The organism is Brevundimonas lutea, from assembly GCF_003704105.1.
GTDB classification, from domain to species: domain Bacteria; phylum Pseudomonadota; class Alphaproteobacteria; order Caulobacterales; family Caulobacteraceae; genus Brevundimonas; species Brevundimonas lutea.
Window position 1 is genome coordinate 399,437 of sequence record NZ_QUOQ01000003.1, and the last position, 24,817, is coordinate 424,253.

At 68.1% G+C, this 24,817-nt stretch carries 25 protein-coding genes; 20 read left to right on the forward strand and 5 right to left on the reverse strand.

Annotated features, from left to right (window positions below):
• Positions 1-36 precede the first annotated feature (36 nt).
• From EES48_RS05915 to ychF, 7 genes are all read left to right on the forward strand, one after another.
• Positions 37-2,508, forward strand: a complete 2,472-nt coding sequence (locus EES48_RS05915; protein ID WP_205679375.1) for a DUF305 domain-containing protein — start codon at positions 37-39, stop codon at positions 2,506-2,508.
• A gap of 94 nt (positions 2,509-2,602) precedes the next feature.
• Positions 2,603-3,088, forward strand: a complete 486-nt coding sequence (locus tag EES48_RS05920; RefSeq protein ID WP_122465715.1) for an Hpt domain-containing protein — start codon at positions 2,603-2,605, stop codon at positions 3,086-3,088.
• A gap of 100 nt (positions 3,089-3,188) precedes the next feature.
• Positions 3,189-4,739: an AMP-binding protein gene (locus EES48_RS05925; protein WP_122465450.1), complete on the forward strand. Its 1,551-nt coding sequence runs from the start codon at positions 3,189-3,191 to the stop codon at positions 4,737-4,739.
• Between the two features lie 19 nt (positions 4,740-4,758).
• A complete protein-coding gene (locus tag EES48_RS05930; RefSeq protein ID WP_122465451.1) occupies positions 4,759-5,166 on the forward strand; it encodes a DoxX family protein in 408 nt (135 codons plus the stop codon).
• A 43-nt stretch (positions 5,167-5,209) separates the two neighbouring features.
• On the forward strand, positions 5,210-5,692 hold the full coding sequence (msrB, locus tag EES48_RS05935) for a peptide-methionine (R)-S-oxide reductase MsrB (RefSeq protein ID WP_122465452.1): 483 nt from the start codon (positions 5,210-5,212) through the stop codon (positions 5,690-5,692).
• Between the two features lie 15 nt (positions 5,693-5,707).
• A complete protein-coding gene (locus EES48_RS05940) occupies positions 5,708-6,274 on the forward strand; it encodes a hypothetical protein (protein ID WP_122465453.1) in 567 nt (188 codons plus the stop codon).
• Positions 6,275-6,352: 78 nt separating this feature from the next.
• Positions 6,353-7,447, forward strand: a complete 1,095-nt coding sequence (ychF, locus tag EES48_RS05945) for a redox-regulated ATPase YchF (RefSeq protein ID WP_122465454.1) — start codon at positions 6,353-6,355, stop codon at positions 7,445-7,447.
• 6 nt (positions 7,448-7,453) lie between these two features.
• Here the strand turns inward: ychF and EES48_RS05950 are convergent, their stop codons facing one another.
• Positions 7,454-7,915: a hypothetical protein gene (locus EES48_RS05950; protein WP_122465455.1), complete on the reverse strand. Its 462-nt coding sequence runs from the start codon at positions 7,913-7,915 to the stop codon at positions 7,454-7,456.
• Positions 7,916-8,041: 126 nt separating this feature from the next.
• Between EES48_RS05950 and EES48_RS05955 the strand changes: the two genes are divergently transcribed.
• Positions 8,042-10,252 carry a TonB-dependent hemoglobin/transferrin/lactoferrin family receptor gene (locus EES48_RS05955; RefSeq protein WP_122465456.1) on the forward strand — a complete coding sequence of 737 codons (2,211 nt, stop codon included), beginning with the start codon at positions 8,042-8,044 and terminating at the stop codon, positions 10,250-10,252.
• Positions 10,253-10,272: 20 nt separating this feature from the next.
• Positions 10,273-11,289, forward strand: coding sequence for a DUF6607 family protein (locus EES48_RS05960; RefSeq protein ID WP_162998044.1), 1,017 nt, complete (start codon positions 10,273-10,275; stop codon positions 11,287-11,289).
• A gap of 31 nt (positions 11,290-11,320) precedes the next feature.
• On the opposite strand, the gene EES48_RS05965 is transcribed toward EES48_RS05960, so the two are convergent.
• A complete protein-coding gene (locus EES48_RS05965) occupies positions 11,321-11,572 on the reverse strand; it encodes a FliM/FliN family flagellar motor switch protein (protein ID WP_122465458.1) in 252 nt (83 codons plus the stop codon).
• A 65-nt stretch (positions 11,573-11,637) separates the two neighbouring features.
• On the opposite strand from EES48_RS05965, the gene lipB reads away from it, so the two are divergent.
• Positions 11,638-12,330 (forward strand): lipoyl(octanoyl) transferase LipB, encoded by a 693-nt coding sequence (gene lipB, locus EES48_RS05970; RefSeq protein WP_122465459.1) that lies wholly within the window; start codon positions 11,638-11,640, stop codon positions 12,328-12,330.
• 250 nt (positions 12,331-12,580) lie between these two features.
• On the opposite strand, the gene EES48_RS05975 is transcribed toward lipB, so the two are convergent.
• Genes EES48_RS05975 through EES48_RS05985 form a run of 3 tightly spaced genes read right to left on the reverse strand, consistent with a single transcriptional unit; the run spans position 12,581 to position 14,695 of the window.
• Positions 12,581-13,609 carry a M48 family metallopeptidase gene (locus EES48_RS05975; protein WP_240623237.1) on the reverse strand — a complete coding sequence of 343 codons (1,029 nt, stop codon included), beginning with the start codon at positions 13,607-13,609 and terminating at the stop codon, positions 12,581-12,583.
• A gap of 32 nt (positions 13,610-13,641) precedes the next feature.
• Positions 13,642-14,247, reverse strand: a complete 606-nt coding sequence (locus EES48_RS05980; RefSeq protein WP_240623238.1) for a LemA family protein — start codon at positions 14,245-14,247, stop codon at positions 13,642-13,644.
• A gap of 52 nt (positions 14,248-14,299) precedes the next feature.
• Complete coding sequence (locus EES48_RS05985; RefSeq protein ID WP_122465460.1) at positions 14,300-14,695, reverse strand: VOC family protein; 396 nt, start codon at positions 14,693-14,695, stop codon at positions 14,300-14,302.
• A gap of 77 nt (positions 14,696-14,772) precedes the next feature.
• Here EES48_RS05985 and recO point away from each other — a divergent pair, with 77 nt between their 5' ends.
• The 10 genes from recO (at position 14,773) to EES48_RS06030 (ending at position 24,816) form a co-directional block, all read left to right on the forward strand.
• On the forward strand, positions 14,773-15,504 hold the full coding sequence (gene recO / locus EES48_RS05990; protein ID WP_122465461.1) for a DNA repair protein RecO: 732 nt from the start codon (positions 14,773-14,775) through the stop codon (positions 15,502-15,504).
• Between the two features lie 64 nt (positions 15,505-15,568).
• Positions 15,569-17,158: a PAS domain-containing hybrid sensor histidine kinase/response regulator gene (locus EES48_RS05995; RefSeq protein WP_122465462.1), complete on the forward strand. Its 1,590-nt coding sequence runs from the start codon at positions 15,569-15,571 to the stop codon at positions 17,156-17,158.
• Between the two features lie 248 nt (positions 17,159-17,406).
• Positions 17,407-19,608 carry a DNA topoisomerase IV subunit A gene (parC, locus tag EES48_RS06000; protein WP_122465463.1) on the forward strand — a complete coding sequence of 734 codons (2,202 nt, stop codon included), beginning with the start codon at positions 17,407-17,409 and terminating at the stop codon, positions 19,606-19,608.
• Positions 19,609-19,688: 80 nt separating this feature from the next.
• Positions 19,689-20,135 (forward strand): hypothetical protein, encoded by a 447-nt coding sequence (locus EES48_RS06005; RefSeq protein ID WP_122465464.1) that lies wholly within the window; start codon positions 19,689-19,691, stop codon positions 20,133-20,135.
• The gene (locus EES48_RS06010) at positions 20,132-20,437 is read left to right on the forward strand and encodes a winged helix-turn-helix domain-containing protein (protein ID WP_122465465.1); all 306 of its coding nucleotides are present in this window, start codon (positions 20,132-20,134) and stop codon (positions 20,435-20,437) included. The genes EES48_RS06005 and EES48_RS06010 overlap by 4 nt, the downstream gene beginning before the upstream one ends.
• Positions 20,438-20,498: 61 nt before the next feature.
• Complete coding sequence (locus EES48_RS06015; RefSeq protein WP_122465466.1) at positions 20,499-22,031, forward strand: acyl-CoA carboxylase subunit beta; 1,533 nt, start codon at positions 20,499-20,501, stop codon at positions 22,029-22,031.
• Between the two features lie 15 nt (positions 22,032-22,046).
• Positions 22,047-22,613, forward strand: coding sequence for a hypothetical protein (locus EES48_RS14795; protein WP_162998008.1), 567 nt, complete (start codon positions 22,047-22,049; stop codon positions 22,611-22,613).
• A gap of 59 nt (positions 22,614-22,672) precedes the next feature.
• Positions 22,673-22,933 carry a low molecular weight protein tyrosine phosphatase family protein gene (locus EES48_RS06020; protein ID WP_205679376.1) on the forward strand — a complete coding sequence of 87 codons (261 nt, stop codon included), beginning with the start codon at positions 22,673-22,675 and terminating at the stop codon, positions 22,931-22,933.
• Positions 22,934-23,063: 130 nt separating this feature from the next.
• The gene (locus EES48_RS06025; RefSeq protein WP_122465467.1) at positions 23,064-23,792 is read left to right on the forward strand and encodes a hypothetical protein; all 729 of its coding nucleotides are present in this window, start codon (positions 23,064-23,066) and stop codon (positions 23,790-23,792) included.
• A 415-nt stretch (positions 23,793-24,207) separates the two neighbouring features.
• Entirely contained in the window at positions 24,208-24,816 is a 609-nt protein-coding gene (locus EES48_RS06030) for a CvpA family protein (RefSeq protein ID WP_122465468.1), read from the forward strand.
• Position 24,817: the final 1 nt, after the last annotated feature.

The following is a 24,817-nucleotide window of genomic DNA, read 5'->3' on the forward strand; positions in this document are numbered from 1 at the left end:
GCTATAAAATCTGGGGAGTGAATACCGTTGTCGATCGTGTCTCGCCTGTCCGTCCGTAAGCTGCTCGGCTGTTCCGCCGCCGCCGGTGTCCTGATGCTCGCCTCGGGCGCCGCCGCCCAGCAGGCGCCGATCGTCCAGCCGGGCGCGCCGGGCCAGCAGTCGCGGGCCCTGAACGCCGACGAGGCCGCGCGCATCGCCGACAACCGCTACTCGGCCGACGACGTGAAGTTCATGCAGGACATGATCCTGCACCACGCCCAGGCCGTCGAGATGGCCAATCTGGTCGCCGATCGCACCAACACCCAGGAAATCATCGACATCGCCGGTCGCATCAACGCGTCCCAGGCCGACGAGATCGAGTTCATGCGAGGCTGGCTGACCGAGCGCGGCGAGACGGCGCCCGATCCGGCCGCCGGTCACGCCATGCCGGCCGGCATGGATCACTCGGCCCATGCCGGGATGGATCATTCGGCCCACGGCGCCGCCCAGGGGCACATGATGGCCGGCATGGCCACGCCTGAGCAGATGGCGGCCCTGGCCGCGGCCAGCGGCGCCGAGTTCGACCGCATGTTCCTGGAGCTGATGATCGCCCACCACGAGGGCGCTCTGGAGATGGTCTCCGACCTGTTCAGCCGTCCGGGCTCGGCCTACGACCCCGTGCTGTTCCGTTTCGCCAATGACGTGACCAACGAGCAGCAGGCCGAGATCGGCCGCATGACCGGACTGCTGCGCGAACGCGCCGGCGATCCGCGCACCACCCTCGTCGGCGGCTTCCGCGACGCCGAACAGGCCATCAGCAACATGACCCTCGTCGCCAGCCTGCCCAAGCCGACGGGCTTCTTCGACCCCAACAATCCCGAGGGCAATCCGCCCCGGATCCCGTCCGAGGACGCCGATGGCGACGAGGAAGACGGTGACGCCGCCCAGTTCGGCCGCCGCTCGCCCTTCCTCAGCTTCGCCAACACCGACATGGCCTTCTCCGGCGACATCCTCGCCACCGGCAACTATCACGGCATCAACCTCTACCGCATCGGCGAGGGCCCAGAGCCCCAGCTGATCACCTCGCTCGTCTGCCCGGGCGGTCAGGGCGACGTCTCCATCGTCGGCGACCTGATGCTGATGTCGGTCGAATCGACCTCCTCGCGCGTCGACTGCGGCCGTCAGGGCGTGCCGGACGGCCCCTCGCCCGAGCGTTTCCGCGGCGTGCGCATCTTCGACATCTCCGACATCAGCCGCCCGGTCCAGGTCGGCCAGGTCCAGACCTGCCGCGGCTCGCACACCCACTCCGTGGTGGCCCAGGACGACCAGCGGCTGATCGTCTACAACTCCGGCATCTCCAGCGTCCGTGACGAGGAAGAGCTGGCCGGCTGCGTCACCGGGGCGCCCGGCGATCCGCGAACCGCCCTGTTCAGCGTCGATGTGATCGAAATCCCCCTGGCCGATCCGTCCCAGGCCCGGATCATCGACAGCCCGACGGTCTTCGCCAATCAGGAGACGGGCGAGATCGCCGGTCTGTGGCAGGGCGGCGACCATGGCGAGGGCACCCAGTCGACCAACCGCACCGACCACTGCCACGACATCACCCTGTTCCCGTCCAAGAACATCGCCGGCGGCGCCTGCTCGGGCAACGGCATCCTGTTCGACATCTCCAACCCCCGCGCGCCGTCGCGCATCGACGCCGTTGTCGACGAGGGCTTCGCCTACTGGCACTCGGCCACCTTCAACAACGACGGCACCAAGGTCGTCTTCACCGACGAATGGGGCGGCGGCGCCCGTCCGCGCTGCCGGGTCCAGGATCCCAAGACCTGGGGCGCCAACGCCATCTACGACATCGTCGACGGCGAAATGGTCTTCCGCAGCTACTACAAGCTGCCGGCGGCCCAGGGCGACAACGAGAACTGCGTCGCCCACAACGGCTCGCTGATCCCAGTCCCCGGCCGCGACCTGTTCGTCCAGGCCTGGTACCAGGGCGGCCTGTCGATCAGCGACTTCACCGACTCGGCCAATCCTCGTGAGATCGCCTATTTCGATCGCGGCGCGGTCAATGACGAGCGCTTCGTCATGGGCGGCTACTGGTCGGTCTACTGGTACAACGGCCGCATCTACGGCACCGAGATCGCCCGCGGCCTGGACGTGCTGGAGCTGACCCCCAGCGAGCATCTGACCGCCAATGAGATCGCCGCCGCCCAGCTGGCCGACGAGGGGGGCACGGTGAACCCGCAGCAGCAGTTCCCGGTCACCTGGCCCGCCCACCCCGTCGTGGCCAAGGCCTATCTGGACCAGCTGGCCCGCGACAACGCCATGCCCGAGGCCATGCGGATGCAGATCACCCAGGTGATGGATCAGGCCCAGCCCCTGATCGAGGCCGGCTCGACCGACGCCTCCGTAGCCGGCCAGGTCCGCGCCCTCGCCGACCAGGTTCAGGCCTCCGAAGGTCTCGACCCCACGGCCAAGCGCATGACCGGCCTGAAGGCGACGCTGGAAGGCATCGCCGAGCGTCTGGGCTGATCACGACAGGCCGGCGGGGCGCGCGCGTCCCGCCGGTCATCGGTTCTTAAAGACTCATTGGCCACAATTGAGCACTCGAAGTTCCGGGGGTGCCATCGTGTCCAATTCTTCCGCCAAGGTGATCCAGCCGCCCAACGGCCTGCGTCTCAAAGTGGGCGGCGGGTTCGGCGGCATCGACGCCGCGGCTATCGCCAAGGCCGAGGAAGCCCTCAGGGCCATGTCCGACCAGTTCGGCCAGTGGCTGCAGGACGAGATCGACAAGATGGACGCCGCCTGGGCCGCCATCCAGGCCCAGGGCCTGACCGCCGAGACCGCCGAAGGCCTCTATTTCCGCGCCCACGACCTCAAAGGCCTGGGCGGCACCTACCAGTATCCGCTGGTCACGCGCCTGGCCGCCTCCCTGTGTCGCCTAATGGACGAGCCGGAAAAGCGTCTGACGGCGCCCAAGTCCCTGCTGGAAGCCCACATCAACGCCATCCGCGCCGTGGTCCGCGACAAGATCCAGACCGAGGATCACCCGGTTGGCCGGGCCCTGGCCGAGGAACTGGAAACCCAGGTCCGGGTCTACGCCGCGCGCTGAACGCTCACGCCGCGTAAGCCATCTTTTCATCACCGTGACCCCGCTCTAGGGTGCGCCGCCTCTAGAGGGCTTTAAGACCCTCGCCCACGGGGACGGCCAGGTGAGTTCCAGCGTTCAGTTTCAGCCTGAAACCCTGATCGAGAGCCTGATCACGGCTCGGGACCGCTATGGCGACAAGGAGATCCTGGAGGACCAGGATCGCAAGCCCCTCACCTATACCGGCCTGATCCGGGCCCTGTTCGTTCTGGGCCGCAAGCTCGCCGCCCTGACCGAGGAAAAGGAGCGGGTCGGCATCCTGCTGCCGTCCTCGGCCGGCGTCGTCGTCACCTTCTTCGGCCTGCACGCCTTCGGTCGCACCCCGGTGATGCTCAACTTCACCGCCGGCGAGCGCAATGTGAAAGCCGCCTGCGAGGCCGCCGGCGTCACGCGGGTGCTCACCGCCCGCCGCTTCATCCAGCAGGCCAAGCTGGAGGATCTGGTCGCCGCCATGGAGAGCCAGGTCGAGATGGTCTGGCTGGACGACATCCGCGCCACCATCGGTCTCGGCGACAAGCTGTTCGGCCTGCTGGCCGGCTTGATGCCCCGCCGCTTCGCCGCCCCCGCCGAGCCCAGCGATCCCGGCGTCATCCTGTTCACGTCCGGCAGTTTCGGCGCCCCCAAGGGCGTCATGCTGACCCAGGCCAATCTGGTCGCCAACGCCCGCCAGGTCGCCGCCCACATCGCGCTGGACAAGGACTGGGTGTTCTTCAACCCCCTGCCGACCTTCCATTGCTTCGGCCTGACCGGCGGCGTCATCCTGCCGTTGCTGGAGGGGCTGAAGGCCTTCGAATACCCCTCGCCGCTGCACGCCAAGCAGATCATGGCCCTGCTGCCCGAGGTGAAGGCCTCGGTGCTGATGACCACCGACACCTTCCTGAACCAGTACGCCCGTGTGGCCGGTCCTGACGATTTCGCCAGCCTGGCCTTCGTGGTCGCCGGCGCGGAGAAGGTGAAGGACGAGACCCGCCACCTGTTCAACACCCGCTTCGGCGGCGTCACGCTGCTGGAGGGCTACGGCGTGACCGAGGCCTCCCCTGTCGCCGCCGTCAACCACCCCGACCGCAATCGCCCGGGCTCGGTCGGCCAGCTGCTGCCCGGCGTGGAGGGACGAATCGAACCGGTCGAGGGCATCGACCGCGGCGGCCGCCTGTTCGTGCGCGGCCCCAATATCATGGCCGGCTATCTGTCCGCCGACGACCCCGGCCAGATCGAACCGCTGGTCGGCGGCTGGCACGACACCGGGGACATCGTCGAGCTGGACGATGAGCGCTACGTCGAGATTCTCGGCCGCGCCAAGCGCTTCGCCAAGATCGGCGGCGAGATGGTCAGCCTGGCCGCCGTCGAGGGCCTGGCCAGCGCCGTGTGGCCCGAGAACCGCCACGCCGTGGTCAGTCTGCCCGACGCCCGCAAGGGCGAGCGACTGGTTCTGGTCACCGACAACTCCGGCGCCGAGCTGGGCCGCCTCGGCGAATGGGCCCGCGCCCACGGCGCGCCGGAGCTTGCGGTGCCGCGCAAGATCGTCAAGGTGTCCGAACTGCCGGTGCTGGGCACGGGCAAGACCGACTATGTGGCCATCCAGCAGATGGTGGAGACCCAGGCCCAGGCGGCCTGACGGTCAGGGAATCCCCGGCATGTTTTCTGGCGACAGTCTCACCCCGCATTCGGGCAAGGTGCTCAGCCTGCTGCGCATCATCAGCGCCCTGATCCTGATGCAGCACGGCCTGCAGAAGATCATCGGCTTTCCCGCGCCCGCCCGCGCGCCGTTCGAGCTGATAAGCCAGATGGGTGTCGGCGGGGTTCTGGAGCTGGTCGGCGGCCTGCTGCTGGCCATCGGCCTGTTCAGCCGCCCGGTCGCCTTCATCCTCTCGGGCATGATGGCCGTCGCCTATTTCCAGTTTCACGCGCCCCAAAGCCTCTATCCCCTGGTCAATGGCGGCGAACTGGCGGTCATGCTCTGCTTCGTCTTCCTCTACATCGTCTTCGCCGGCCCGGGCCCGTGGTCTGTGGACGCCCTGACCCGTCGTCGCCGTCGCTGGTGACGCACCTCTGGAACGGCGGGCCGCGGCGCCCATTTGTCTGGGCATGACCGATCGCTCCGCCTCCGGCTTCGACCTCACCCCGCCGTCTCCGACCCAGCTGGCCACGCTGGAGCACGGGCTGACCGACGAGGAGAAGCGCGTCCTCCTTAACCACGGCACCGAGGCCCCTTTCTGCGGCACCTTGCTGGAGGAAAAGCGCGCCGGCGCCTTCTGCTGCCGCCTGTGCGGTCTGCCACTGTTCAAGAGTGTCGAGAAGTTCGAGAGCGGCACCGGCTGGCCCAGCTTCACGGCGCCCTATGATCCCGATCACCTGAAGCTGGTGCGCGACACCTCCTACGGCATGGTCCGAGTCGAGACCCGCTGCGCCCGCTGCGACAGCCATCAGGGCCACGTCTTCCCCGACGGCCCGCCCCCCAGCGGCGAACGCTACTGCATCAACTCCGTCGCCCTGACCTTCACGCCCGAGGGCGAGGCCCTGCCCGATCCGCTGGATCGCGGCGACGGCCTTGCGTCGGCCGCAATCTAGGGGGAGGCTGCAGCCATGTCCGTGTTCGCCTTGATCGCCCTCGCCGCCCTCGCATCGGACGACCCGGCCGAGGGCGTCGTCGTCACGGCCCCGGCCGGTGTGACCTATGTCGCCCAGGCGCCTCTGCCCGATCCCGACGCTCCAGCCGAGCCCACGCCGCATGGCCTGTCCACCCAGGAACAGATTGACGCCTATCTCGCCGCCGGCCGCGCCGCAGATCAGGACCCGCGCGATCCCGACCGTTACGCCGACGCCGACCTCGACGCCCTGCCCTCCTACGACCGCCGCACCTACATCGACGCCGGCTACTCCTTCGGGTCGAACGGTTATCAGGGCTATCACCTGTCGATGATCGCCCCGCTCGGCGACAACGTCACCGTCGGCCTCAGCTATTCCAAGAGCGAGGGCGGCATCCCATCATATGGCTATGGCTACGGCTACCTGCCCTACGCCGGTCCGATCGGCGTTCGCCCCGATCTCGCCCCGGCCGGCGAGCGCACCAGCGTCGGCGCCAGCCTCCGCGTCGACTGGAGCGACGACGACAACGACCCCGCGACCCGTCGCGGCTCAAGCCTGCGCTAGTCCGACGGCCCGCGCGGCTTTCTGCCGCCGCCCACCCGTGCTAGGTCGCGCCCCTCTCCGATCCAGCGCAAAGATCCCATGGCCCTGAAAGTCGCGATCGTCGGCCTGCCCAACGTCGGCAAGTCGACCCTGTTCAACGCCCTGACCAAGACGGCGGCGGCCCAGGCGGCCAACTATCCCTTCTGCACCATCGAGCCGAACACCGGCGACGTGGCCGTGCCCGAAGCGCGCCTGCCGATCCTGGCCGAGATCGCCGGCTCCAAGGAGATCATCCCCGCCCGCATCACCTTCGTCGATGTCGCCGGCCTGGTGCGCGGCGCGTCCAAGGGCGAGGGCCTGGGCAACCAGTTCCTGGCCAACATCCGCGATTGCGACGCCGTGGCCTTCGTGGCCCGGTGCTTCGAGGACGACGACATCACGCACGTCGAAAACCGCATCGACCCCGTCTCCGATCTTGAGATCATCGAGACCGAACTGATGCTGGCCGATCTGGAGAGCCTGGAGCGCCGCCGCGTCCAGATGGAGAAGCGCGCCAAGGGCGGCGACAAGGAGAGCCAGCAGAGCCTCAAGCTGGTCGATCTGGCCCTGACCCAATTGAACGCCGGCAAGCCCGCCCGCACCGCCGAGGTGTCCAAGGAGGATCGCAAGGCCTGGGACATGCTCCAGCTGCTGACGGCGCTCCCCGCCCTCTATGTCGCCAATGTCGATGAGGCCTCGGCCGACAAGGGCAACGACCTGTCCGAAAAGGTCGCCGAGCGCGCCCGCGCCGATGGCGCCAACACCGTGGTCATCTCCGCCCAGATCGAATCCGAGATCGCCGTCCTGGACGACGCCGAACAGGCTGAATTCCTCGAGACCCTCGGCCTTGAGGAGCCGGGCCTCAACCGCCTGATCCGCGAGGCCTACGCCCTGCTGGGTCTGCAGACCTATTTCACCGTCGGTCCCAAGGAAGCCCGCGCCTGGACCATTCCGATCGGCGCCACGGCGCCCCAGGCGGCCGGGGTGATTCACACCGATTTCGAAAAGGGCTTCATCCGCGCCGAGACGGTGGCCTATCCCGACTATGTGGCGCTCAAGGGCGAGTCAGGCGCGCGCGACGCCGGCAAGCTTCGCGCCGAGGGCAAGAGCTACGTCGTCAAGGACGGCGACGTACTTCACTTCCTGTTCAACTAGGGTCGCTTAGCCGGCGGGAACGTCCGCACCAATCACCGGGCAGCGCACCAGGGTAGTGGGCGAGCTGTCGCGATCCAGCCAGCTGACGGTCATCGCCTCGCCGGCCACGGCGAAACGCGCCCGCTCGTTCGTCGTCGTCCCTTCGGACTCGCACGTCAGTTGCGCCTCCCAGCCGGCGTCGGTCTCGGTGACCTCGCCGATGGCGCAACGGTTCTCATAGCCGCGGAATTCGGTGGTGGTGATCTCGATCGGCACCTGATCGGTCGTCGCCGAGGTGTTGGCGCACCAAGCCGCATCGGCGGCCCAGCGCCCCGTGAAGCTCGCCCGGTTCTGCGCATCGACAGCCGACGCCGCCCCGCCGCTGGCGGGCGCCGCCACCGGCTCGGCCGGCTCGGTCGGCGGGTTGACGTTCGCATTCTCCCCGCACGCCGCCAGGGAGATGATCAGGGTCGATGCGATCAGGGTCATTCTGTCAGGCATGGTCCCCTAACGACCGGCGAACCGACGGGTTGCGAGAAACCCTGCCGCCATTGCGGTTGATTCTGCGTCTAGTTCGCAATAACAGCGTGGCCGTTTCCAGTTTTGGGGTCCGCCATGCGCCTGTTCGCCACCACATCCCTCCTCGCCCTGACCCTCGCCGTCCCGGCGATGGCCGCCGAGGACAACGACCAGCCGACTCGCCTGGACGAGATCACCGTGGTCGCGACCCGCGAGCCCATCCGCGTCGATCAGGCCCCCGCTACCGTCACCGTCTTCACCGCCGAAAGCATCGAGGCGCTGCTGGCCACGGACATCAAGGATCTGATTCGGTTCGAGCCGGGTGTCAGCGTGGTCAGCCAGCCGGCCCGCTTCGGCGCGGCCTTGGGCACAACCGGCCGGGCGGGCAACGCCGGCTTCACCATCCGGGGCCTCGGCGGCGATCGTGTCCTGATGGTCGTCGATGGCGTCCGCGTCCCCGACGGTTATGTGTTCGGCGCCCAGAGCGTCGGCCGCGGCGGCTATTCCGATCTCGACCTGATGGAGCGGGTCGAGATCCTGCGCGGCCCCGCTTCAGCCCTCTACGGCTCGGACGGCGTCGCCGGCGCGGTCAGCTTCACCACCCGCGATCCCGAGGGCCTGATCCGCCCCGATCGCGACATCGGCGCCCGAGCCCGTGTCGCCTACGGCTCGGCGGACCAGAGCTGGGCCGAGAGCCTTGCCGTCGCCGGCCGCGCCGGCTCACTCTCGGGTCTGCTGTCCTACACCCGCCGCGACGCTCAGGAGACCGAAACGCAAGGGACCGTCGGCGGCGAGGGTTCGTCCCGCACCGAGGCCAACCCTCAGGACCTCGTCTCCAACGCCATCCTCGGCAAGCTGGTATGGCAGGTCGCGCCCCAACACCGCCTGCGCCTGACCTATGACCACTACGACATGACGGTGGATGCCGACGTCCTGTCCGGTCGCGTCCCCGCCGCCCCGCCCTTCTCGCCCAACGCCGTGCTGGAGCTGCTGGCCACCGACGAGACCGAGCGCGACCGGGTCTCGCTGGACTGGCGCGTCGACGACGCGTTCGGCCTCGATCGCGGACAGGCCACGGTCTACTGGCAGGACGCCACGACCCGCCAGTTCACCTTCGAGGACCGCGACCCGGCGGTCGACCGCACCCGGCTGAACACCTTCGACAACCGGGTCTGGGGTGTCGCCGCCGACGCCTTGAAGACGTTCGCCTTCGGCGGCGTCGATCACCGCGTCACCTTCGGCGGCGACTGGTCCGAGACGCGCCAGGAGGGCCTGCGCGACGGCACGGTGCCTCCCACCAACGAGACCTTCCCGATCCGCGCCTTCCCCAACACGGACTATCGCCTGTCCGGCTTGTTCATCCAGGACGACATCCGCCTGATGGACGGCGCTCTCAGCCTCATCCCGGCCCTGCGCCTCGACGCCTATGAACTGACGCCCGAGGTCGACCCCCTCTATCCGGACAGCAATGTCGCCGGTCAGAGCGACGAGCGCGTCTCGCCCAAGCTGGGCGCGGTCTTTTGGGCCGACGACCATTTCGGTCTGTTCGGCAATGTCGGCGCCGGCTTCAAGGCCCCCACCCCGTCCCAGGTGAACAACTTCTTCTCCAACCCGGCCTTCGGCTACACCTCCCTGCCCAATCCCGACCTCGGCCCCGAGACCAGCGTCAGCGCCGAGATCGGCATGCGTTTCCGGGACCTCGACATCCTCGGCGGCCTGTTCAGCCTTCAGGTCGCGGCCTTCAAGGCCGACTATGAGGACTTCATCAGCCAGGAGGTCGTGTCGGGTTCGTTCACGCCCCAGGACCCGGCTGTCTATCAGTTCGTCAATCTGGCCGAGGTCGAGACTCACGGCATCGAGGCCCGCGGCCGCCTGCTGTGGGACAATGGCTTCAGCGCCGACTTTTCCGCCTCATACGCCAAGGGGCGTCAGAGCCGCCCCGAGTTGACCGCCGACCTGCCCAGCGTCGATCCGATCAAGCTGGTCGGCGGCCTGGCCTATGACGACCCCGCCGGGCGCTTCGGCGGTCAGGCCATCGTCACCTGGTCGGACGAAAAGGACGGCGATCTGCGCGCCCTGGGCTGCGGGACCACCTGCTTTACCGGCGAGGCCTTCACCCTGCTGGACGTCACCGCCTACTGGAACGTCACCGATCTGGTCACCGCCCGCGTCGGCGTCTTCAACCTCACCGACGAGACCTACAGCTGGTGGAGCGACATCGCCGGCGTCTCCGCGACCTCCGCCATCACCGACGCCTTCACCCAGCCCGGCCGCAACGTCTCGGTCTCCCTGAGCTTGCGCTACTGACCCAATTGATGAGAATGAGAATGACTGACTGGAGGGAATCCATCATGCGCCCCGCGACCTCGCTCGCCGCCCTGCTCGCCGCCGCCGTCACGCTCGGCGTCGCCCCCGCCGCCTCGGCTCGAGCCACCCAGCCGACCTCGGCCGAGGCGCCTCAGACCGCTCGTGAGCGGGATCGCACCGCCATCCTGGCCCAAGCCGGCGACTACCGCGTCCGTTTCGACATGCGCGAGACCACCAGCTTCCGCGACGGCTATGAGCCGCTGGAGCCCAAGACCTCGGGCGGCCACGAGATCGTGCGCGTCATTGAGGACACGCCCGACCGCATCGTCCTGCAGCACATCCTGGTCATGGAGCACGGCGGCCAGACCCATGTGATCAAGCATTGGCGCCAGGACTGGGTCTATCAGCCCGAAACGGTCCTGACCTACGCCGGCCCGGACGAATGGGTCCTGACCCCGGTGTCCGAGGCCGATCGCACGGGCGCCTGGTCCCAGACCGTCTGGCAGACCGACGACTCGCCCCGCTACGGCGGCGTCGGCCGCTGGACCTACGACAATGGCGTGACCGAATGGGTGTCCGACGCCACCTGGCGCCCCCTCGCCCGCCGCGACGCCACCCGCAACCCGATCTATGACCGCTATCTCGGCACCAACCGCCACGCCCTGACCCCGGCCGGCTGGGTCCACCTGCAGGACAATATGAAGATGGCCGCCGCCGAGGGCTCCGAGGGCGAGCCCGTCGTCGTGGTCCACGAGGACGTGGTCAACACCTACGCCCGTTTCGACGGCTACGATCCCGCTCCCGGCGACGCCTACTGGGCCGCCACCGCCGACTACTGGGCCGCCGTGCGGGCCGCCTGGGACGCCGCCATCGAGCGCGGAAACGGCGTCCGCATCGAGGAAGAGGCCAATTACGGCTCCGTCGTCAGCGAACGCCTGATGACCTGGGCCGACGAAATTCAGTCCGGCGACTTGGAACAGGCCACGGCTATCCAGCAGGCTGACGCCCTGATCCAGAGCGCGACTTCGCAGCCGTGACGGTGATTGGCGTGGGAGGCCGCCCGGCCTTCTACGCCTGGCCGGCCATATAGTCGTAGATGTTCGCCTTGCCGGTGACGGTGATGGCGATACGGTCCTCGCGGATCTCGATCTCGCCGCGCGCCACCGGGTGGTTGTTGGCCAGGATCCAGACCTCGTCGTTTTCGTGGGCATCCAGCGGGATCACCGCTCCCCGGCCCATGCGCAACAGCTGCTGCATGGGCAGGACCGAGCGGCCCAGCACCACGGAAATCTCGACTTCGACGGATTCGACCTGAGACACTCAACAACCCAATCGGCATGGGCCGTCTTCCCCGAGACGCCCCTGAGGCCCACATTGCGGCCGTCATGCTTGCCGAGCCGTTAAACCTTAGCCGTTTGATCCCCGACGACGGCCGCCCGGTCGAGTGGGTTACGGCCCCCGCCCCCGTGCCCTATCCCGAGGCTGTCGCCGAGATGGAGGCGCGCGTCGCCGCCATCGCGGCGGGCGAGGCCGGCGAGCGGGTCTGGCTGATCGAGCACCCGCCGCTCTACACGGCCGGCGTCTCGGCGCGTCCGACCGACCTGATCGCGCCGGACCGCTTTCCCGTGTTCCAGACCGGGCGCGGCGGCCAGTTCACCTATCACGGCCCCGGCCAGCGGGTGGCCTATGTCATGCTGGACCTCAACCGCCGGGGCCGCGACGTCCGCGCCTATGTCCGGGGCCTGGAACAGTGGATCATCGGCGCCCTGGGCCGCTTCGGCGTCGAGGCCGATGTCCGCGACGGCCGCGTCGGCGTCTGGGTCGAACGCAAAGGCCCCGGCTGGTCGCGCGAGGACAAGATCGCCGCCATCGGCGTTAAGGTGCGCCGCTGGACCACCTTCCACGGCATCAGCCTGAACGTCGAACCGGACCTCGACCACTTCGGCGGCATCGTCCCTTGCGGCATCCGCGAGCACGGCGTCACCAGCCTGGTCGACCTCGGCGTCCTCGCCACCCTGGACGAGGCCGACGCGGCCCTGAAGGCCAGCTTCATCGAGGTGTTCGGGCCGGTGGTCTGACGGCTTCCAGGCTCGGGAATGTGGCTGGGCCATGCGTTCACCACAACGAACACAACGGGATCACAGCGGACACAACGGGACCGCCGGTGACCAAGGCTGGAGTTGAATCCACCCTTTCGAGGCCTTTGGCCTCAATCCAGGACGTCACAGACAACCCCGAACCCGCCACGGCTTCTCGGTGAGCGTCGTGTCCGTCGTGACTTCGCTGTGTTCGTTGTGATGAACCCCCTCGCCGGAACCGACGACGATGTCAGCTCGTCGGCACCGCCGTCTCATAGGCCGGCTCGACGGCAGCCGACGGCGGCGTCCACTTTCCCGGATCGCGGCCGCCGCCGAATTCGACCAACGCCTTGACCCGCTTCTCGATCGACGGGTGGGTGGCGAACAGGCCTTCCAGCCCCCGCCCGTCCGGCTGGTTGTCCAGGAACATGGCCTGCAGTTCGTCCGGCGCCCGCACCGACGACCGACCCTCGATCTTCCTCAGCGCCGAGATCATCGAATCCGGGTTCTTGGTCAACTCGACCGCCCCGGCGTCGGCCACATACTCGCGCGTCCGCGACAGCATCATGCGGATGACGATGGCCAGGGCGAACCCGATCACCGCAAAGGCGATGCCGATCAGGATCAGCGGCCCGGCGTTGGTGTTCTTCGAGCCCCGCCCCCGCCCCGCATAGAACAGCCCGCGAAACACCAGCTCGGCGATCACGCTGATGATGCCGGCGAAGATCGCCGCGATCACCATGGTGCGCACGTCCTTGTTGATGACGTGGGTCAGCTCGTGAGCCAGCACCGCCTCGATCTCGTCGGGCGTCAGGGTGTTGAGCAAGCCCCGCGTCACGCTGACGCTGTAACGCCCCGCATGCAGGCCCGAGGCATAGGCGTTCAGCCCGTCCGTCTCGATGATCCTCAGCGTCGGCGTGGTCAGGCCGCGCGAGATCGAGAGGTTCTCCAGCATGTTGTAGAGCTCGGGCTCGCTCTTTCGATCCACCTTCCGCGCGCCGGTGAAGGCGTCGATCATCGCCTGGTGGCCCAGATAGGCGATCACGAACCAGACGGCCGCGATCACCGCCGCCAGCGGCGCGGTGTATCCCAGCCACGACGCCGCCAGCGCCATGTCGGCGCCCAGGCCCTGGCCCGTTCCTTCGTACCAGCCCAGGCCCAGCAGGATCAGCTGGACGCCATACAGCATCGCGACCAGCAGCACGGGAAACCCGGCCAGCAGCAGGATCGACCGGGTGTTGTTGGCCCAGATGTGGGTCGAAAGGCCGACGGCGCGCACGGCTCAGCCTCCCTCGCGCCCGAACCGGCCGATCAGAACTTCACCGACGGCGGCGCGGCGTTCATGGCGGCGCGATCGCCCTCGCCTACGTCGAAGAACTCGCGGTTCGAGCCGAAGCCGAACAGACCGGCGACCGCCACGGTCGGGAATTGCTGACGCGCGGCGTTGAACTCGGCGATGGCGTTGTTGAAGAAGCGGCGCGCGGCGGCCAGCTTGTTCTCGATGTCCGAGATCTCGCGCTGCAGCTCCAGGAAGTTGGTGTTGGCCTTCAGGTCCGGATAGGCCTCGGCCACGGCGAACAGCCGGCCCAGCGCCGCCGTCAGCATGTTCTCGGAATGCACCTTGTCCTGCACCGAGGTGGCGCCGGCGGCGGCGGCCCGCGCCTGGGTCACGGAATCCAGCGTCTGGCGCTCATGGCCCGCATAGCCCTTCACCGTCTCTACCAGATTGGGGATCAGGTCGCGCCGCTGGGTCAGCTGCACGTCGATGTCGGCGAACGACTGATCCGCCTTCTGCGACAGCGCCACCAGCCGGTTGTAGGCCCCGACGATGATGAACAGCAGCACGACGACGATGACGCCGATGACGATCAGGGTAATCATCGAAACCTCCAGCCCCGGGCCGATGCGGCCCTCCATGCCCTCACTATCGCGCGACCGCCGCCGTCACGCCAATGACAAAGGCGCAATCTCAGCCGCGCAACTCGATCCCGTTGCCGTCGGGGTCGCGCAGCGTGATGGTCGCCGCCTCGCCCCCCGCGCCATATCGGCTGTCGGGCGGATCATAGGCCACGCCATGGGCGTCCAGATGCGCCATCACCCGCTCCGGGTCATAGTCGGCCAGCCTGAGGCAGACATGATCCAGGTTGCGCCCCTCCTCGCCCGGCCCGGCCCCGCCTCTCGCGCCCAGCTTGCCGTCAAGGGTCACCAGATCGATCAGGCTGTCGCCGGCCCTCAGATGGATCAGCCCGATGGCCTCGTTCCGCCGCTCGACCGGGCAACCCAGGACACCATTGTAGAAGGCGATCGAGGCCTCGGCGTCGCGGACCCTCAGCACCACATGGTCGATGCCGGTCACGGTGATCATGACGTTCTCCCTTTGATCCGCCCCGCGCCTAGGATAGGTCTGGCCGCATGACGCCGCCAGCCGCGACCGCCGCCTAGATGGAGTTCGAGGACGAAGCCTTCGTGCTGGGCGCGCGCGGCCATGGCGACACCGGCGTCATCGTCGAGCTGCTGACCCAGGCGCACGGCCGCCGCACTGCCTATGTCGCCGGCGGGGCGTCTCGGCGCATGAAGCCCTTCCTCCAGCCCGGCGCCCAGGTCACGGCCCAGGTCCGCGCCCGCACCACCGATCACCTCGGCTCGGCCCGGCTGGAGCCGATGGGCGAGGGCCCCAGCGCCCTGTTCGACGACCCCCTGGCCCTCACCGGCCTGGCCGCCGCCGCCGCCGTGGCGCAAGGCGCCCTCCCCGAACGAGAGGCCCACGCCGGCGCCTACCTGGCCTTCGAGGCCCTGATGGGCGCCTTCTCCATCCCCGCCATCTGGCCGGCGGTCTTCGTCCGCTTCGAGGCGGGCCTGCTCGAGGACCTGGGCTTCGGCCTGGACCTCAGCCGCTGCGCCGTCTCGGGCGACACCGACGATCTCACCTGGGTCAGCCCCCGCACCGGCCGCGCCGTCTCGGCGGGCGCCGGGGCCCCCTATGCGGACAAGCTGCTGGCCCTTCCCCCGTTCATGCTCGGCGCCCAGGCGGGTCTGACCGAGGGCGACGTCGGCCGAGGCCTGGACCTGACCGGCCATTTCCTTGAGCGAAATGTCTTCCACCCCCAGGACAGGCCCCTGCCCGCCGCCCGCGTCTGGTTGATCGACAAGCTACGCGACGCGGCGCGACTCTAACGCTCGCGCACCGCACTCCCGAATCCTGTAGCGTCCGGCGGCGTACGCTTCTGTTCAGGCCTTCATGACCCACGCCTTTCTCGACTCCGATCCGGACGCGACGGTGCTTCCGTTCGCCGACACCGACGCCGCGGTCGACCTCGACACCTTCTTCGAGGTGTCGCTGGACCTGCTGATCATCCGCGAACTGGACGGCCGCGTGGCCAAGGTCAGCCGGTCGTGGACGACGGTGATGGGCTACGCGCCCGAGGAACTGGTCGGCCGCCCCCTGCTGCGTCTGGTCCATCCCGACGACATGCCGGGCACCCTCAGGAGCCGCGTCGAGGTCGAGAACCGCCGCCCGGACGACCCCGTGCTCGGCTACATCAACCGCTATCGCCACAAGGACGGCTCCTACCGCACACTGGAATGGCGCGCGCATCGGCATGGCGACCGCATCTACGCCGTGGCCCGCGACGTCACTGACCGGGTCGCCGCAGAGCGGGCCCTGATCCAGGCCAAGGCCGACGCCGAGGCCGCGAGCCGCGCCAAGTCGGACTTCCTGGCCAATATGAGCCACGAGATCCGCACGCCCCTGAACGGCGTCATCGGCATCGTCGACGCTCTGGCGCGCACGGCGCTCAGCCCCGAGCAGGCCGAGATGGTCGGGCTGATCCGCGATTCCGGCGTCACCCTTGAACGGCTGGTCTCCGACATCCTCGACGTCTCCAAGATCGAGGCCGGCGAACTTGCGCTCGAGATCCGTCCCTTCGACCTGGACGCCGCGCTCGGCCCCGTCGTCGACCTCATGCGCGCCCGGGCCGAGGACAAGGGGCTGCGCTTCCGCGTCGAACGCGACCCCGACGCGCGGGGCCTGTTCCAGGGCGACAGCACCCGCATCCGCCAGGTCGTCGGCAACCTGCTGTCCAACGCGGTCAAGTTCACCGAGACCGGCGGCGTCACCGTCCGCATCGGTCTGGTCGAGATCGGCGACGAGCCGCCGACCCTCCGCCTGGAGATCCAGGACACCGGCGTGGGGTTCAAGGCCGGCGACGCCGAACGCCTGTTCGATCGCTTCAGCCAGGCCGACGGCACCATCACCCGTCGCTTCGGCGGCACCGGCCTGGGCCTGTCCATCTGCCGCTCCCTGACCGAGATGATGGGGGGCGAGATCTGGGCCGCCTCCATGCCGGGCGCTGGCAGCCGCTTCACCGTTGTCCTGCCCCTGCCCCGCGCCGAGGACCTGGACGCCTATGACGCCCGCGACACCCGCCGTCCGGACGCCCCCGCCGCCGAACCCCGCGCCCTGCGCGTGCTCCTGGCCGAGGACCACCCCACCAATCAGCGCGTGGTCCAGCTTATCCTCGCCAGCCAGGGCGTCGAGGTGGTCACCGTGGCCGACGGCGCCCAGGCTCTGGAGGCCTTCCAGACCGACACATTCGACCTCGTCCTGATGGACATGCAGATGCCGGTGATGGATGGCCTCGCCGCCACCCGCGCCATCCGCGAGCACGAACGCACCTCGGGCCGCGCGCCAACCCCCCTGATCATGCTTAGCGCCAACGCCATGGCCGAACACCGCGACGACGCCCTCGCCGCCGGCGCCGACCTCCACGTCCCCAAACCCATCACCGCCGCCAGCCTGCTGGAAGGCATCGAACAGGCGCTGGGGTGAGAGGACAAATTGGCCACCTTCCTTCTCCCCTTGTTCGAGAAGGTGGCCGAGCGCAGCGAGGTCGGATGAGGGGTCGCTCGGGCGGATGAATTCAGCGGGCTGAGGTCGCAGCAGGCGCCGACGCCAGCCGGTCAGGCCGGCGCGACCTCTCATCCGTCAGCCTTCGGCGGCCACCTTCTCCCGCAAGGGGAGAAGGGCGAGAGCGGCGCTGCTAGACTCGGCCGTCACTTCCAGCGATTCGAAGCCGCATGACCATCCACACTCCGCCGCCGGAAGGCGGTCGCATCGTCGACGAACCGCTGGAGCAGGCGCTCAGCCGCCGCTACCTCGCTTACGCCCTGTCGACCATCACCAACCGGGCGCTGCCGGACGTGCGCGACGGCTTCAAGCCGGTGCACCGCCGCATCCTCTACGCCATGCACCAGATGCGGCTGAACCCGCAGGCGGCGGCCCGCAAATGCGCCAAGGTCGTCGGCGAGGTGATGGGCGGCTATCACCCGCACGGCGACGCCTCGATCTACGACGCCCTGGTGCGCCTCGCCCAGGACTTCGCCCAGCGCTATCCCCTCGTCGACGGCCAGGGCAATTTCGGCAACATCGACGGCGATAACGCCGCGGCCATGCGCTACACCGAGTGCAAGCTGACGCCCGCCGCCATGCTGCTGCTCGACGGCATCGATCAGGACGCCGTCGACTTCCGCGCCACCTATGATGACCAGGACGAAGAGCCGGTCGTCCTGCCGGGCGGCTTCCCCAACCTGTTGGCCAACGGCTCGTCCGGCATCGCCGTGGGCATGGCCACCTCCATTCCGCCGCACAATGTCGGCGAGCTGATCGACGCCTGCCAATTGCTCCTGGAGCGGCCCGAGGCCACGACCGAGGAACTGGTCACGCTGGTCCCCGGCCCCGATTTCCCCACCGGCGGCGTGGCGGTCGAGGGTCACGCGGCCCTGCTGGACGCCTATGAGACCGGCCGTGGCGGCGTTCGTCTGAGGGCCCGCTGGGAGACCGAGGACCTGGGTCGCGGCGTGTGGCGCATCGTCGTCACCGAGATGCCCTATCAAGTGCAGAAGTCGAAACTGATCGAGGCCCTGGCCGACCTGATCGAGCATAAGAAGGCCCCCCTCCTGGCCGATGTCCGCGACGAGTCGGCCGAGGACATTCGCCTGGTGCTCGAACCCAAGAGCCGTACGGTCGAGCCCGAGGTGCTGATGGAGAGCCTGTTCAAACTCTCAGACCTCGAGATCCGCTTTCCGATCAACATGAACGTGCTGGACGCCACCGGCACGCCGGGCGTGCTCGGCCTCAAGCCCTGCCTCCAGGCTTTCCTCGACCACCGCCGCGAAGTGCTGATCCGCCGCGCCAACTGGCGCATCGCCAAGGTCGAGAAGCGGCTGCACCTCCTGGAAGGCCTGCGGATCGTCTTCCTCAATCTCGACGAGGTCATCCGCATCGTGCGCGAGGAGGACCAGCCCAAGGCCGTCCTCATCGCCCGCTTCGGCCTGACCGAGCTCCAGGCCGACTATGTCCTCGACACCCGCCTGCGCCAGCTGGCGCGGATCGAGGAGATGGCGATCGAGACGGAATACAAGGAACTGTCCGACGAACTGGCCGGCCTCAAGGCCATGATCGCCTCCCCGGCCAAGCAGAACGCCCTGCTCAAGATCGGCCTGACCGATGTGCGCAAACAGATGGTCTCGCCGCGCCGCACCACCATCGCCGAGGCCGTCGACAGCTCCGCCTTCGCCGCCCCCGAGGCCTTCATCCCGCGCGAGGCCATCACCGTCATCCTGTCCGATCGCGGCTGGATCCGCGCCGCCCGCGGCAAGGTCGACGATCCCTCCGAGCTCAAGTTCAAGGAGGGCGACAAACTGGCCTTCCTGGTCCCGGCCTTCACCACCGACAAGCTGCTGGTGGCGGCGTCGGACGGCCGCATCTTCACCGTCGGCGCCGACAAGCTGGCCTCCGGGCGCGGCCACGGCGAACCGCTGCGGCTGATGATCGATCTGGACGAGGGCGCCGAGATCGTCGGCCTGCTCGCCCACCGTCCGGGCGGCAAGCTCCTGATCGCGTCGCGCGCCGGCTACGGCTTCGTCGCGCCCGAGGACGAGCTGATCGCCCAGAAGCGCGGCGGCAAACAGGTGCTAAACGGCGAGATGCTGGCCGCGCTACCGGCCACGGGCGACCACGTCGCGGTCATCGGCGACAACATCAAGACCCTGATCTACCCCCTCGCCGAACTGCCCGAGATGGCGCGCGGCAAGGGCGTCAAGCTTCAGTCCTACAAACAGGGCGGAACCGCCGACGTCACCGTCTTCTCCGCCGAGGCCGGCCCCGATTGGGTCGACGGCGGCGGCCGTCGCCGCAACTGGCCCGACTGGCGCGACTGGCTGGCCAAACGCGCCTCTGCCGGCCGCCAAGGACCGAGGGGGCTGCGCAAGTTCAGATAACTTTCCATCCCGGAAACTTGTCACTTGCCAAGATGGAAACTCTCGCCTACGCTTTCCACATCGGAAAGTGAGGTTCATCCATGTCCCAAGACCCTAATCCCGCCGAGGCCCTGGCCTCAATCCGCCAGGCCCGCGACACCCTGCTGCCCCCGGCGACCTACCCGATCAGCTATGACCTGATCTACGGGGTGATCTGTGGCCTGCTGGTCGCGTGCCAGGGCTTGCCCCAACCCTGGTCCCTGCTGGTCCTTGTGATTTCGCTCGCCGGCCTCGCCCTAATGGTGCGGATGTGGCGCGACCGCATGGGCTACTGGATAAACGGCTATTCCCCGCGCCGCGCCCGATGGGTCGCGATCGGCATGGTCGTCGTCTTCATCGCCCTGATGGGGGGCAGTCTCTATGGACGATATGTCGGCCCCGACTGGCTGTTCCTGGTCACCGGCGCCCTCGGCTTCGTCACCGCCATCATCGGCGGCCGCGTCTGGATGGCAGTGTGGCGCAGGGAGCTGGCGGAGACCGGCCGATGATCGCCGCTCCCACCTTCGACCCCGTGATCCACGCCCCCGGCCGGCTCCAGATCTGCGCCATCCTGTCCAGCGTCGACGAGGCCGAGTTCGCCATGATCCGCGAGGCGATCAAAGTGTCCGACTCGGTCCTGTCGAAACACCTGAAACAGCTGGAGGACGCCGGCTATATCGCCCCGCGCAAGGCCCCCATCGACGGCCGCCAGCGCACCTGGGTCTCGCTGACCGCCGCCGGCCGCAAGGCCTTCGCCGCCCACGTCGCCGAGCTGACCCGCCTGGCCGCCCTGGTCCCCGCCCAGGCCTGAGCCCCTCCGACTTGCCACCCTCCGCGCGTCTCCCTATCCCAGCCGGATAGGGAGACGCCGAATGCAGACCATCCTCGACCAGCTTCAGCAGCGCCGCGACCAGGCCAAACTCGGCGGCGGCGAGGCGCGCATCGCCAAACAGCACGAAAAGGGCAAGCTGACCGCCCGCGAGCGTATCGAGGTGCTGCTGGACGAGGGCTCGTTCGAGGAGACCGACATGTTCGTGGAGCACCGCGCCCACGACTTCGGCATGGACAAGCAGCGCATTCCCGGCGACGGGGTGGTCACGGGCCGCGGCACCATCGGCGGCCGTCTGGTCTATGTCTTCTCCAAGGATTTCACCGTCTTCGGCGGCTCTCTTAGCGGCGCGCACGCGGCCAAGATCGTCAAGATCCAGACCATGGCCATGACCAACGGCGCCCCGATCATCGGCCTGTTCGACGCCGGCGGGGCCCGCATCCAGGAGGGCGTCGAGAGCCTGGCCGGCTATGCCGACATCTTCCTGCAGAACACGCTCGCCTCGGGCGTCATCCCCCAGATCAGCGTCATCATGGGCCCCTGCGCCGGCGGCGATGTCTATTCCCCGGCCATCACCGACTTCATCTTCATGGTGAAGGACACATCCTATATGTATGTAACGGGGCCGGATGTCGTCAAAACCGTCACCAACGAGGTGGTCAGCCACGAGGATCTGGGCGGGGCCCGCGTCCATGCCGGCAAGTCCGGTGTCGCCGACGGCGCCTTCGAGAACGACCTGGAGGCGCTCAGCGAGGTCCGTCGCCTGATCGGCTTTCTGCCCCTGTCCAACCGCGAAAAGCCCCCGGTCCGCGACAGCTACGACGACCCCGACCGCGACGAGGCCTCGCTCGACACCCTGGTCCCGGCCAATCCGAACCAGCCCTATGACATGCACGAGCTGATCCTGAAGACGGTCGACGAGGCCGACTTCTTCGAGATTTCAGCCGACTATGCGAAAAACATCATCTGCGGCTTCGGCCGCCTGGACGGCCAGCCGGTCGGCATCGTCGCCAACCAGCCCCAGGTCCTGGCCGGGGTGCTCGACATCGATTCCAGCCGCAAGGCCGCTCGTTTCGTGCGCTTCTGCGACGCCTTTTCCATCCCCATCCTGACCTTCGTCGACGTCCCCGGCTTCATGCCCGGCACGCGACAGGAATACGGCGGCCTGATCCGTCACGGCGCCAAGCTCCTGTTCGCCTATGCCGAGGCCACCGTGCCCAAGCTGACCGTCATCACCCGCAAGGCCTATGGCGGCGCCTATGACGTGATGAGCTCCAAACACCTGCGCGGCGACGTCAACTACGCCTGGCCCACCGCCGAGATCGCCGTCATGGGCGCCAAGGGCGCGGTCGAGATCATCTTCCGCAAGGAGGCCGGCGACCCGGAGGCGTTGGCGGCGCGCGAAGCCGAATACAAGGACCGCTTCGCCAACCCCTTCGTCGCCGCCAAGCTCGGCTACATCGACGATGTCATCATGCCGCACGGGACACGGCGGAGGCTGATCCGCGCGCTACGGACGCTGAAGGGCAAGACGATGGAAAACCCGTGGAAGAAGCACGATAATATTCCGCTCTAGCGATAGGCCACACGGATGTTCGAGACCCCGCCAACTTGGGCCATTCCTATCGCCAATCTGACGCAATGGTTCGACTGGAATGCAATAGAAACAATTGGCACGGTAGCTACGCTGCTGGTCGCCGTTTCACTCGCCACTCGCGACTCGCGAGATCGGCGTGCCGCGAAAGCAGCGCTAATTGTGGCCGCAATCCAGCCCATTGCCGTCGTTGTCAAAACGATCAATCAACAGTGGGATTTGGGGAAGAAACTCTCTCAAGCACCCGAAGTAGTTTTTAATCGCCTGATTAAGATTGACGTACTTGATGAGATGAGGGTCACCATGCTCGAAATCAGATTAGCAGAACTCCCCACCGCTCGGTCGATTGATGCTTTTTCGGCCGCCCGCGCCGCGCTGAAAAACATCAAAGCCGAGGGGATCGATTTGTGTGGTCAGAATCCTAGTTTGCTCAACGAATGGATACCCGGCCGTGTAGACGATCTCACTCGATACCATCATGCACTTGTCGAAGAGGCTTTGAGATTCACGAGCAAAAGAAAGTTGCTAGAAGAGCTCGCTCCGAAAGAAAACCGGTCCGCGTAGATTTCAACCTCCTCTTCCTCTGCTCCCGCAACCGCCTCCGCTCCCCCACGGCCGAGCAGGTGTTCGCCGCCTGGCCCGGCGTGGAGACCGCCTCCGCCGGCCTGGCGCCCGACGCCGAGGAGCCCTGCTCGGCCGAGCTGGTGGAATGGGCGGACATCATCTTCGTCATGGAGCGCGCCCACCGCGCCAAACTCCAGCGCCGCTTCCGCCCCCAGCTGAAGCGCGCCCGCGTCATCTGCCTCGACATCCCCGACGACTACGCCTTCATGCAGCCCGAACTGGTCGCCTTGCTGCAAAGGAAGGTGACGCCCCACCTCTGATCCCTCTCCCGATGGGAGAGGGTCCCCCTATTCCCCCATTCTTTCCGCCCGAACCCCCACACCCCGGCCCTTTCCGGCCCACCAGCGTCCCTATCCCCGACCCCGGCCCGGGATGCCCCATCATCGGCGGATGGAAACTGTCGAAACCCAGGACGGCCCCGCCCCCGACGACACGCCCTGGAAGGTGTTGCGCGAGGACTATCTGGCCGGAAGCCCCGCCCGCGTGCTGTGCGAGAGCTACGGCGTGCCCCTGTCCACCTTCCGCGCCCGCGCCAGACGCGAGGGCTGGCGTCACTGCGACCAGCCGGACGCTTCGGCCACGCGGCCGCCTCCACCTGACGACGAGCCGTTCGACGCCGACCTGCTGGTCATTCGCGCCCGCGCCCATCTGCGCCGGGCCGTCATCGCCGGCGACGCCCTGGGCGCCCTGCGCTGGATGAAGATGGTCGATCAGCTCACCGACTTCGCCCGCCGCGAACGCTGTGTCCGCGTCCGACACGCCCCCGACGCGAACCGGGCCGAGGACGAGGCTCGCGAAGCCGCCTGGCGCCGCCGCGAGGCCGCCGAGGCCGGCCCGCCCGACCTCACCGCTGACGACGACCGCACGCTGGACCCCGACCCCGACCTGGACTCCCCGCCCAGCCCGGAGTCCAACGCCTATCGGGCCGAATCGTCCGCTCAACCCGCTGATCGCCTTCGACAATCCGAAGCACTCTGCGACGAGCTGGACTCCCTGGACTCGTTTTTCTCGGCGGCAGACCTGGCCGCCCACCAAGACCTGGCCGACGCGGTCCGGGCTATGTCCGCCCTCTCCCCCTTCCTCAGAGAGCAGGCCCACAGACGGGCGGGCGGTCCATGACCCCTCTCCTCCCCGTCGCGTAGCGATGGGAAGGGGGACTACGGAGTGGTGGAGGGGCTTTCGGCCACGAGCCGCCGTCCAGCGGAGCGTCGCTCGGTTCATCACGACGGACACAACGAAGCGTCACGACGAGCACGACGGAATGGCGAACCGCCTCAACCCCCGGCCTTGTGAGGTCGCGCACCTTCGTTCTGATCGACCGGCGCCTCGGCGCCGGTCCAGAATCGTCTCCGCTCTCCACCGCATGGCTTCGACGTCGATCGACCCGGCGATCCCGTCGTGCCGTCCGTGACCCCGTCGTGCTCGTTGTGATGAACCCAACGCAATCAGAGCCACCACCCACCTTCCCCGCCCCGCCCCCGCCGACGATACTGTCCCCCCGCCCCGCCTCGAATCACGCCACCCTCGTCCCTGCATGACCGGCTATGACGTTTTCGCCCTGATCGTGGTGCTGCTGTCGGCCGGATCCGGCTGGCTCAGGGGCGGCGTGCGCGAGATCGTCACCCTGTTCTCCTTCGTCCTGGCCGCCATTCTGGCCCTGATCGCCCTGCCGGTGACCGGCCCCCTGGCGCGCGGCCTGATCGAGCCGGCCTGGGCGGGCTCGATCGCGGCGGTCGTGGTCGTCTTCCTGATCATCTATTTCGTCATCCGCAGCGTGGGCGCGTTGGCGTCCAAGAGCCTGCGCGGCGCGGGCGGACTGGGCGTGGTCGATCGCATCGCCGGGGTGGCCATCGGAACGCTCCGGGCCGTGGTCCTGCTGGGCGTCGTCCATCTGGTGGTGGTCGCCGCCACCCCGGCCGAGCGCCTGCCCGGCTGGTTCACCGGCGCGGTGGTCCAGCCCGTGGGGGCCGCCTCGGCGCGCACCATCCAGGCCGTGCTGCCCGACATCGGCCGGGGCATGGATCGGCTGACGCCCGTGGTCGAGGACTCGGTCCGCCGGGGCCTGTCGGACGATCCGCAGGCGGATGAAGCCTTGCCCCAGCCGCAATCGGAGACTACCTCCCCGGACGTCCCAACCAGCTGAC

What these genes read in the sequence shown, in the direction of transcription:
- EES48_RS05930 (WP_122465451.1), top strand. Translation starts at nt 4,759, where the DNA reads ATGTTTTCTGGCGACAGTCTCACCCCGCATTCGGGCAAGGTGCTCAGC.
- msrB (WP_122465452.1), top strand. Translation starts at nt 5,210, where the DNA reads ATGACCGATCGCTCCGCCTCCGGCTTCGACCTCACCCCGCCGTCTCCG.
- EES48_RS05940 (WP_122465453.1), top strand. Translation starts at nt 5,708, where the DNA reads ATGTCCGTGTTCGCCTTGATCGCCCTCGCCGCCCTCGCATCGGACGAC.
- ychF (WP_122465454.1), top strand. Translation starts at nt 6,353, where the DNA reads ATGGCCCTGAAAGTCGCGATCGTCGGCCTGCCCAACGTCGGCAAGTCG.
- EES48_RS05950 (WP_122465455.1), bottom strand. Translation starts at nt 7,915, where the DNA reads ATGACCCTGATCGCATCGACCCTGATCATCTCCCTGGCGGCGTGCGGG.
- EES48_RS05955 (WP_122465456.1), top strand. Translation starts at nt 8,042, where the DNA reads ATGCGCCTGTTCGCCACCACATCCCTCCTCGCCCTGACCCTCGCCGTC.
- EES48_RS05960 (WP_162998044.1), top strand. Translation starts at nt 10,273, where the DNA reads ATGACTGACTGGAGGGAATCCATCATGCGCCCCGCGACCTCGCTCGCC.
- lipB (WP_122465459.1), top strand. Translation starts at nt 11,638, where the DNA reads ATGCTTGCCGAGCCGTTAAACCTTAGCCGTTTGATCCCCGACGACGGC.
- EES48_RS05980 (WP_240623238.1), bottom strand. Translation starts at nt 14,247, where the DNA reads ATGGAGGGCCGCATCGGCCCGGGGCTGGAGGTTTCGATGATTACCCTG.
- EES48_RS05985 (WP_122465460.1), bottom strand. Translation starts at nt 14,695, where the DNA reads ATGATCACCGTGACCGGCATCGACCATGTGGTGCTGAGGGTCCGCGAC.
- recO (WP_122465461.1), top strand. Translation starts at nt 14,773, where the DNA reads ATGGAGTTCGAGGACGAAGCCTTCGTGCTGGGCGCGCGCGGCCATGGC.
- EES48_RS05995 (WP_122465462.1), top strand. Translation starts at nt 15,569, where the DNA reads ATGACCCACGCCTTTCTCGACTCCGATCCGGACGCGACGGTGCTTCCG.
- parC (WP_122465463.1), top strand. Translation starts at nt 17,407, where the DNA reads ATGACCATCCACACTCCGCCGCCGGAAGGCGGTCGCATCGTCGACGAA.
- EES48_RS06005 (WP_122465464.1), top strand. Translation starts at nt 19,689, where the DNA reads ATGTCCCAAGACCCTAATCCCGCCGAGGCCCTGGCCTCAATCCGCCAG.
- EES48_RS06010 (WP_122465465.1), top strand. Translation starts at nt 20,132, where the DNA reads ATGATCGCCGCTCCCACCTTCGACCCCGTGATCCACGCCCCCGGCCGG.
- EES48_RS06015 (WP_122465466.1), top strand. Translation starts at nt 20,499, where the DNA reads ATGCAGACCATCCTCGACCAGCTTCAGCAGCGCCGCGACCAGGCCAAA.
- EES48_RS14795 (WP_162998008.1), top strand. Translation starts at nt 22,047, where the DNA reads ATGTTCGAGACCCCGCCAACTTGGGCCATTCCTATCGCCAATCTGACG.
- EES48_RS06025 (WP_122465467.1), top strand. Translation starts at nt 23,064, where the DNA reads ATGGAAACTGTCGAAACCCAGGACGGCCCCGCCCCCGACGACACGCCC.
- EES48_RS06030 (WP_122465468.1), top strand. Translation starts at nt 24,208, where the DNA reads ATGACCGGCTATGACGTTTTCGCCCTGATCGTGGTGCTGCTGTCGGCC.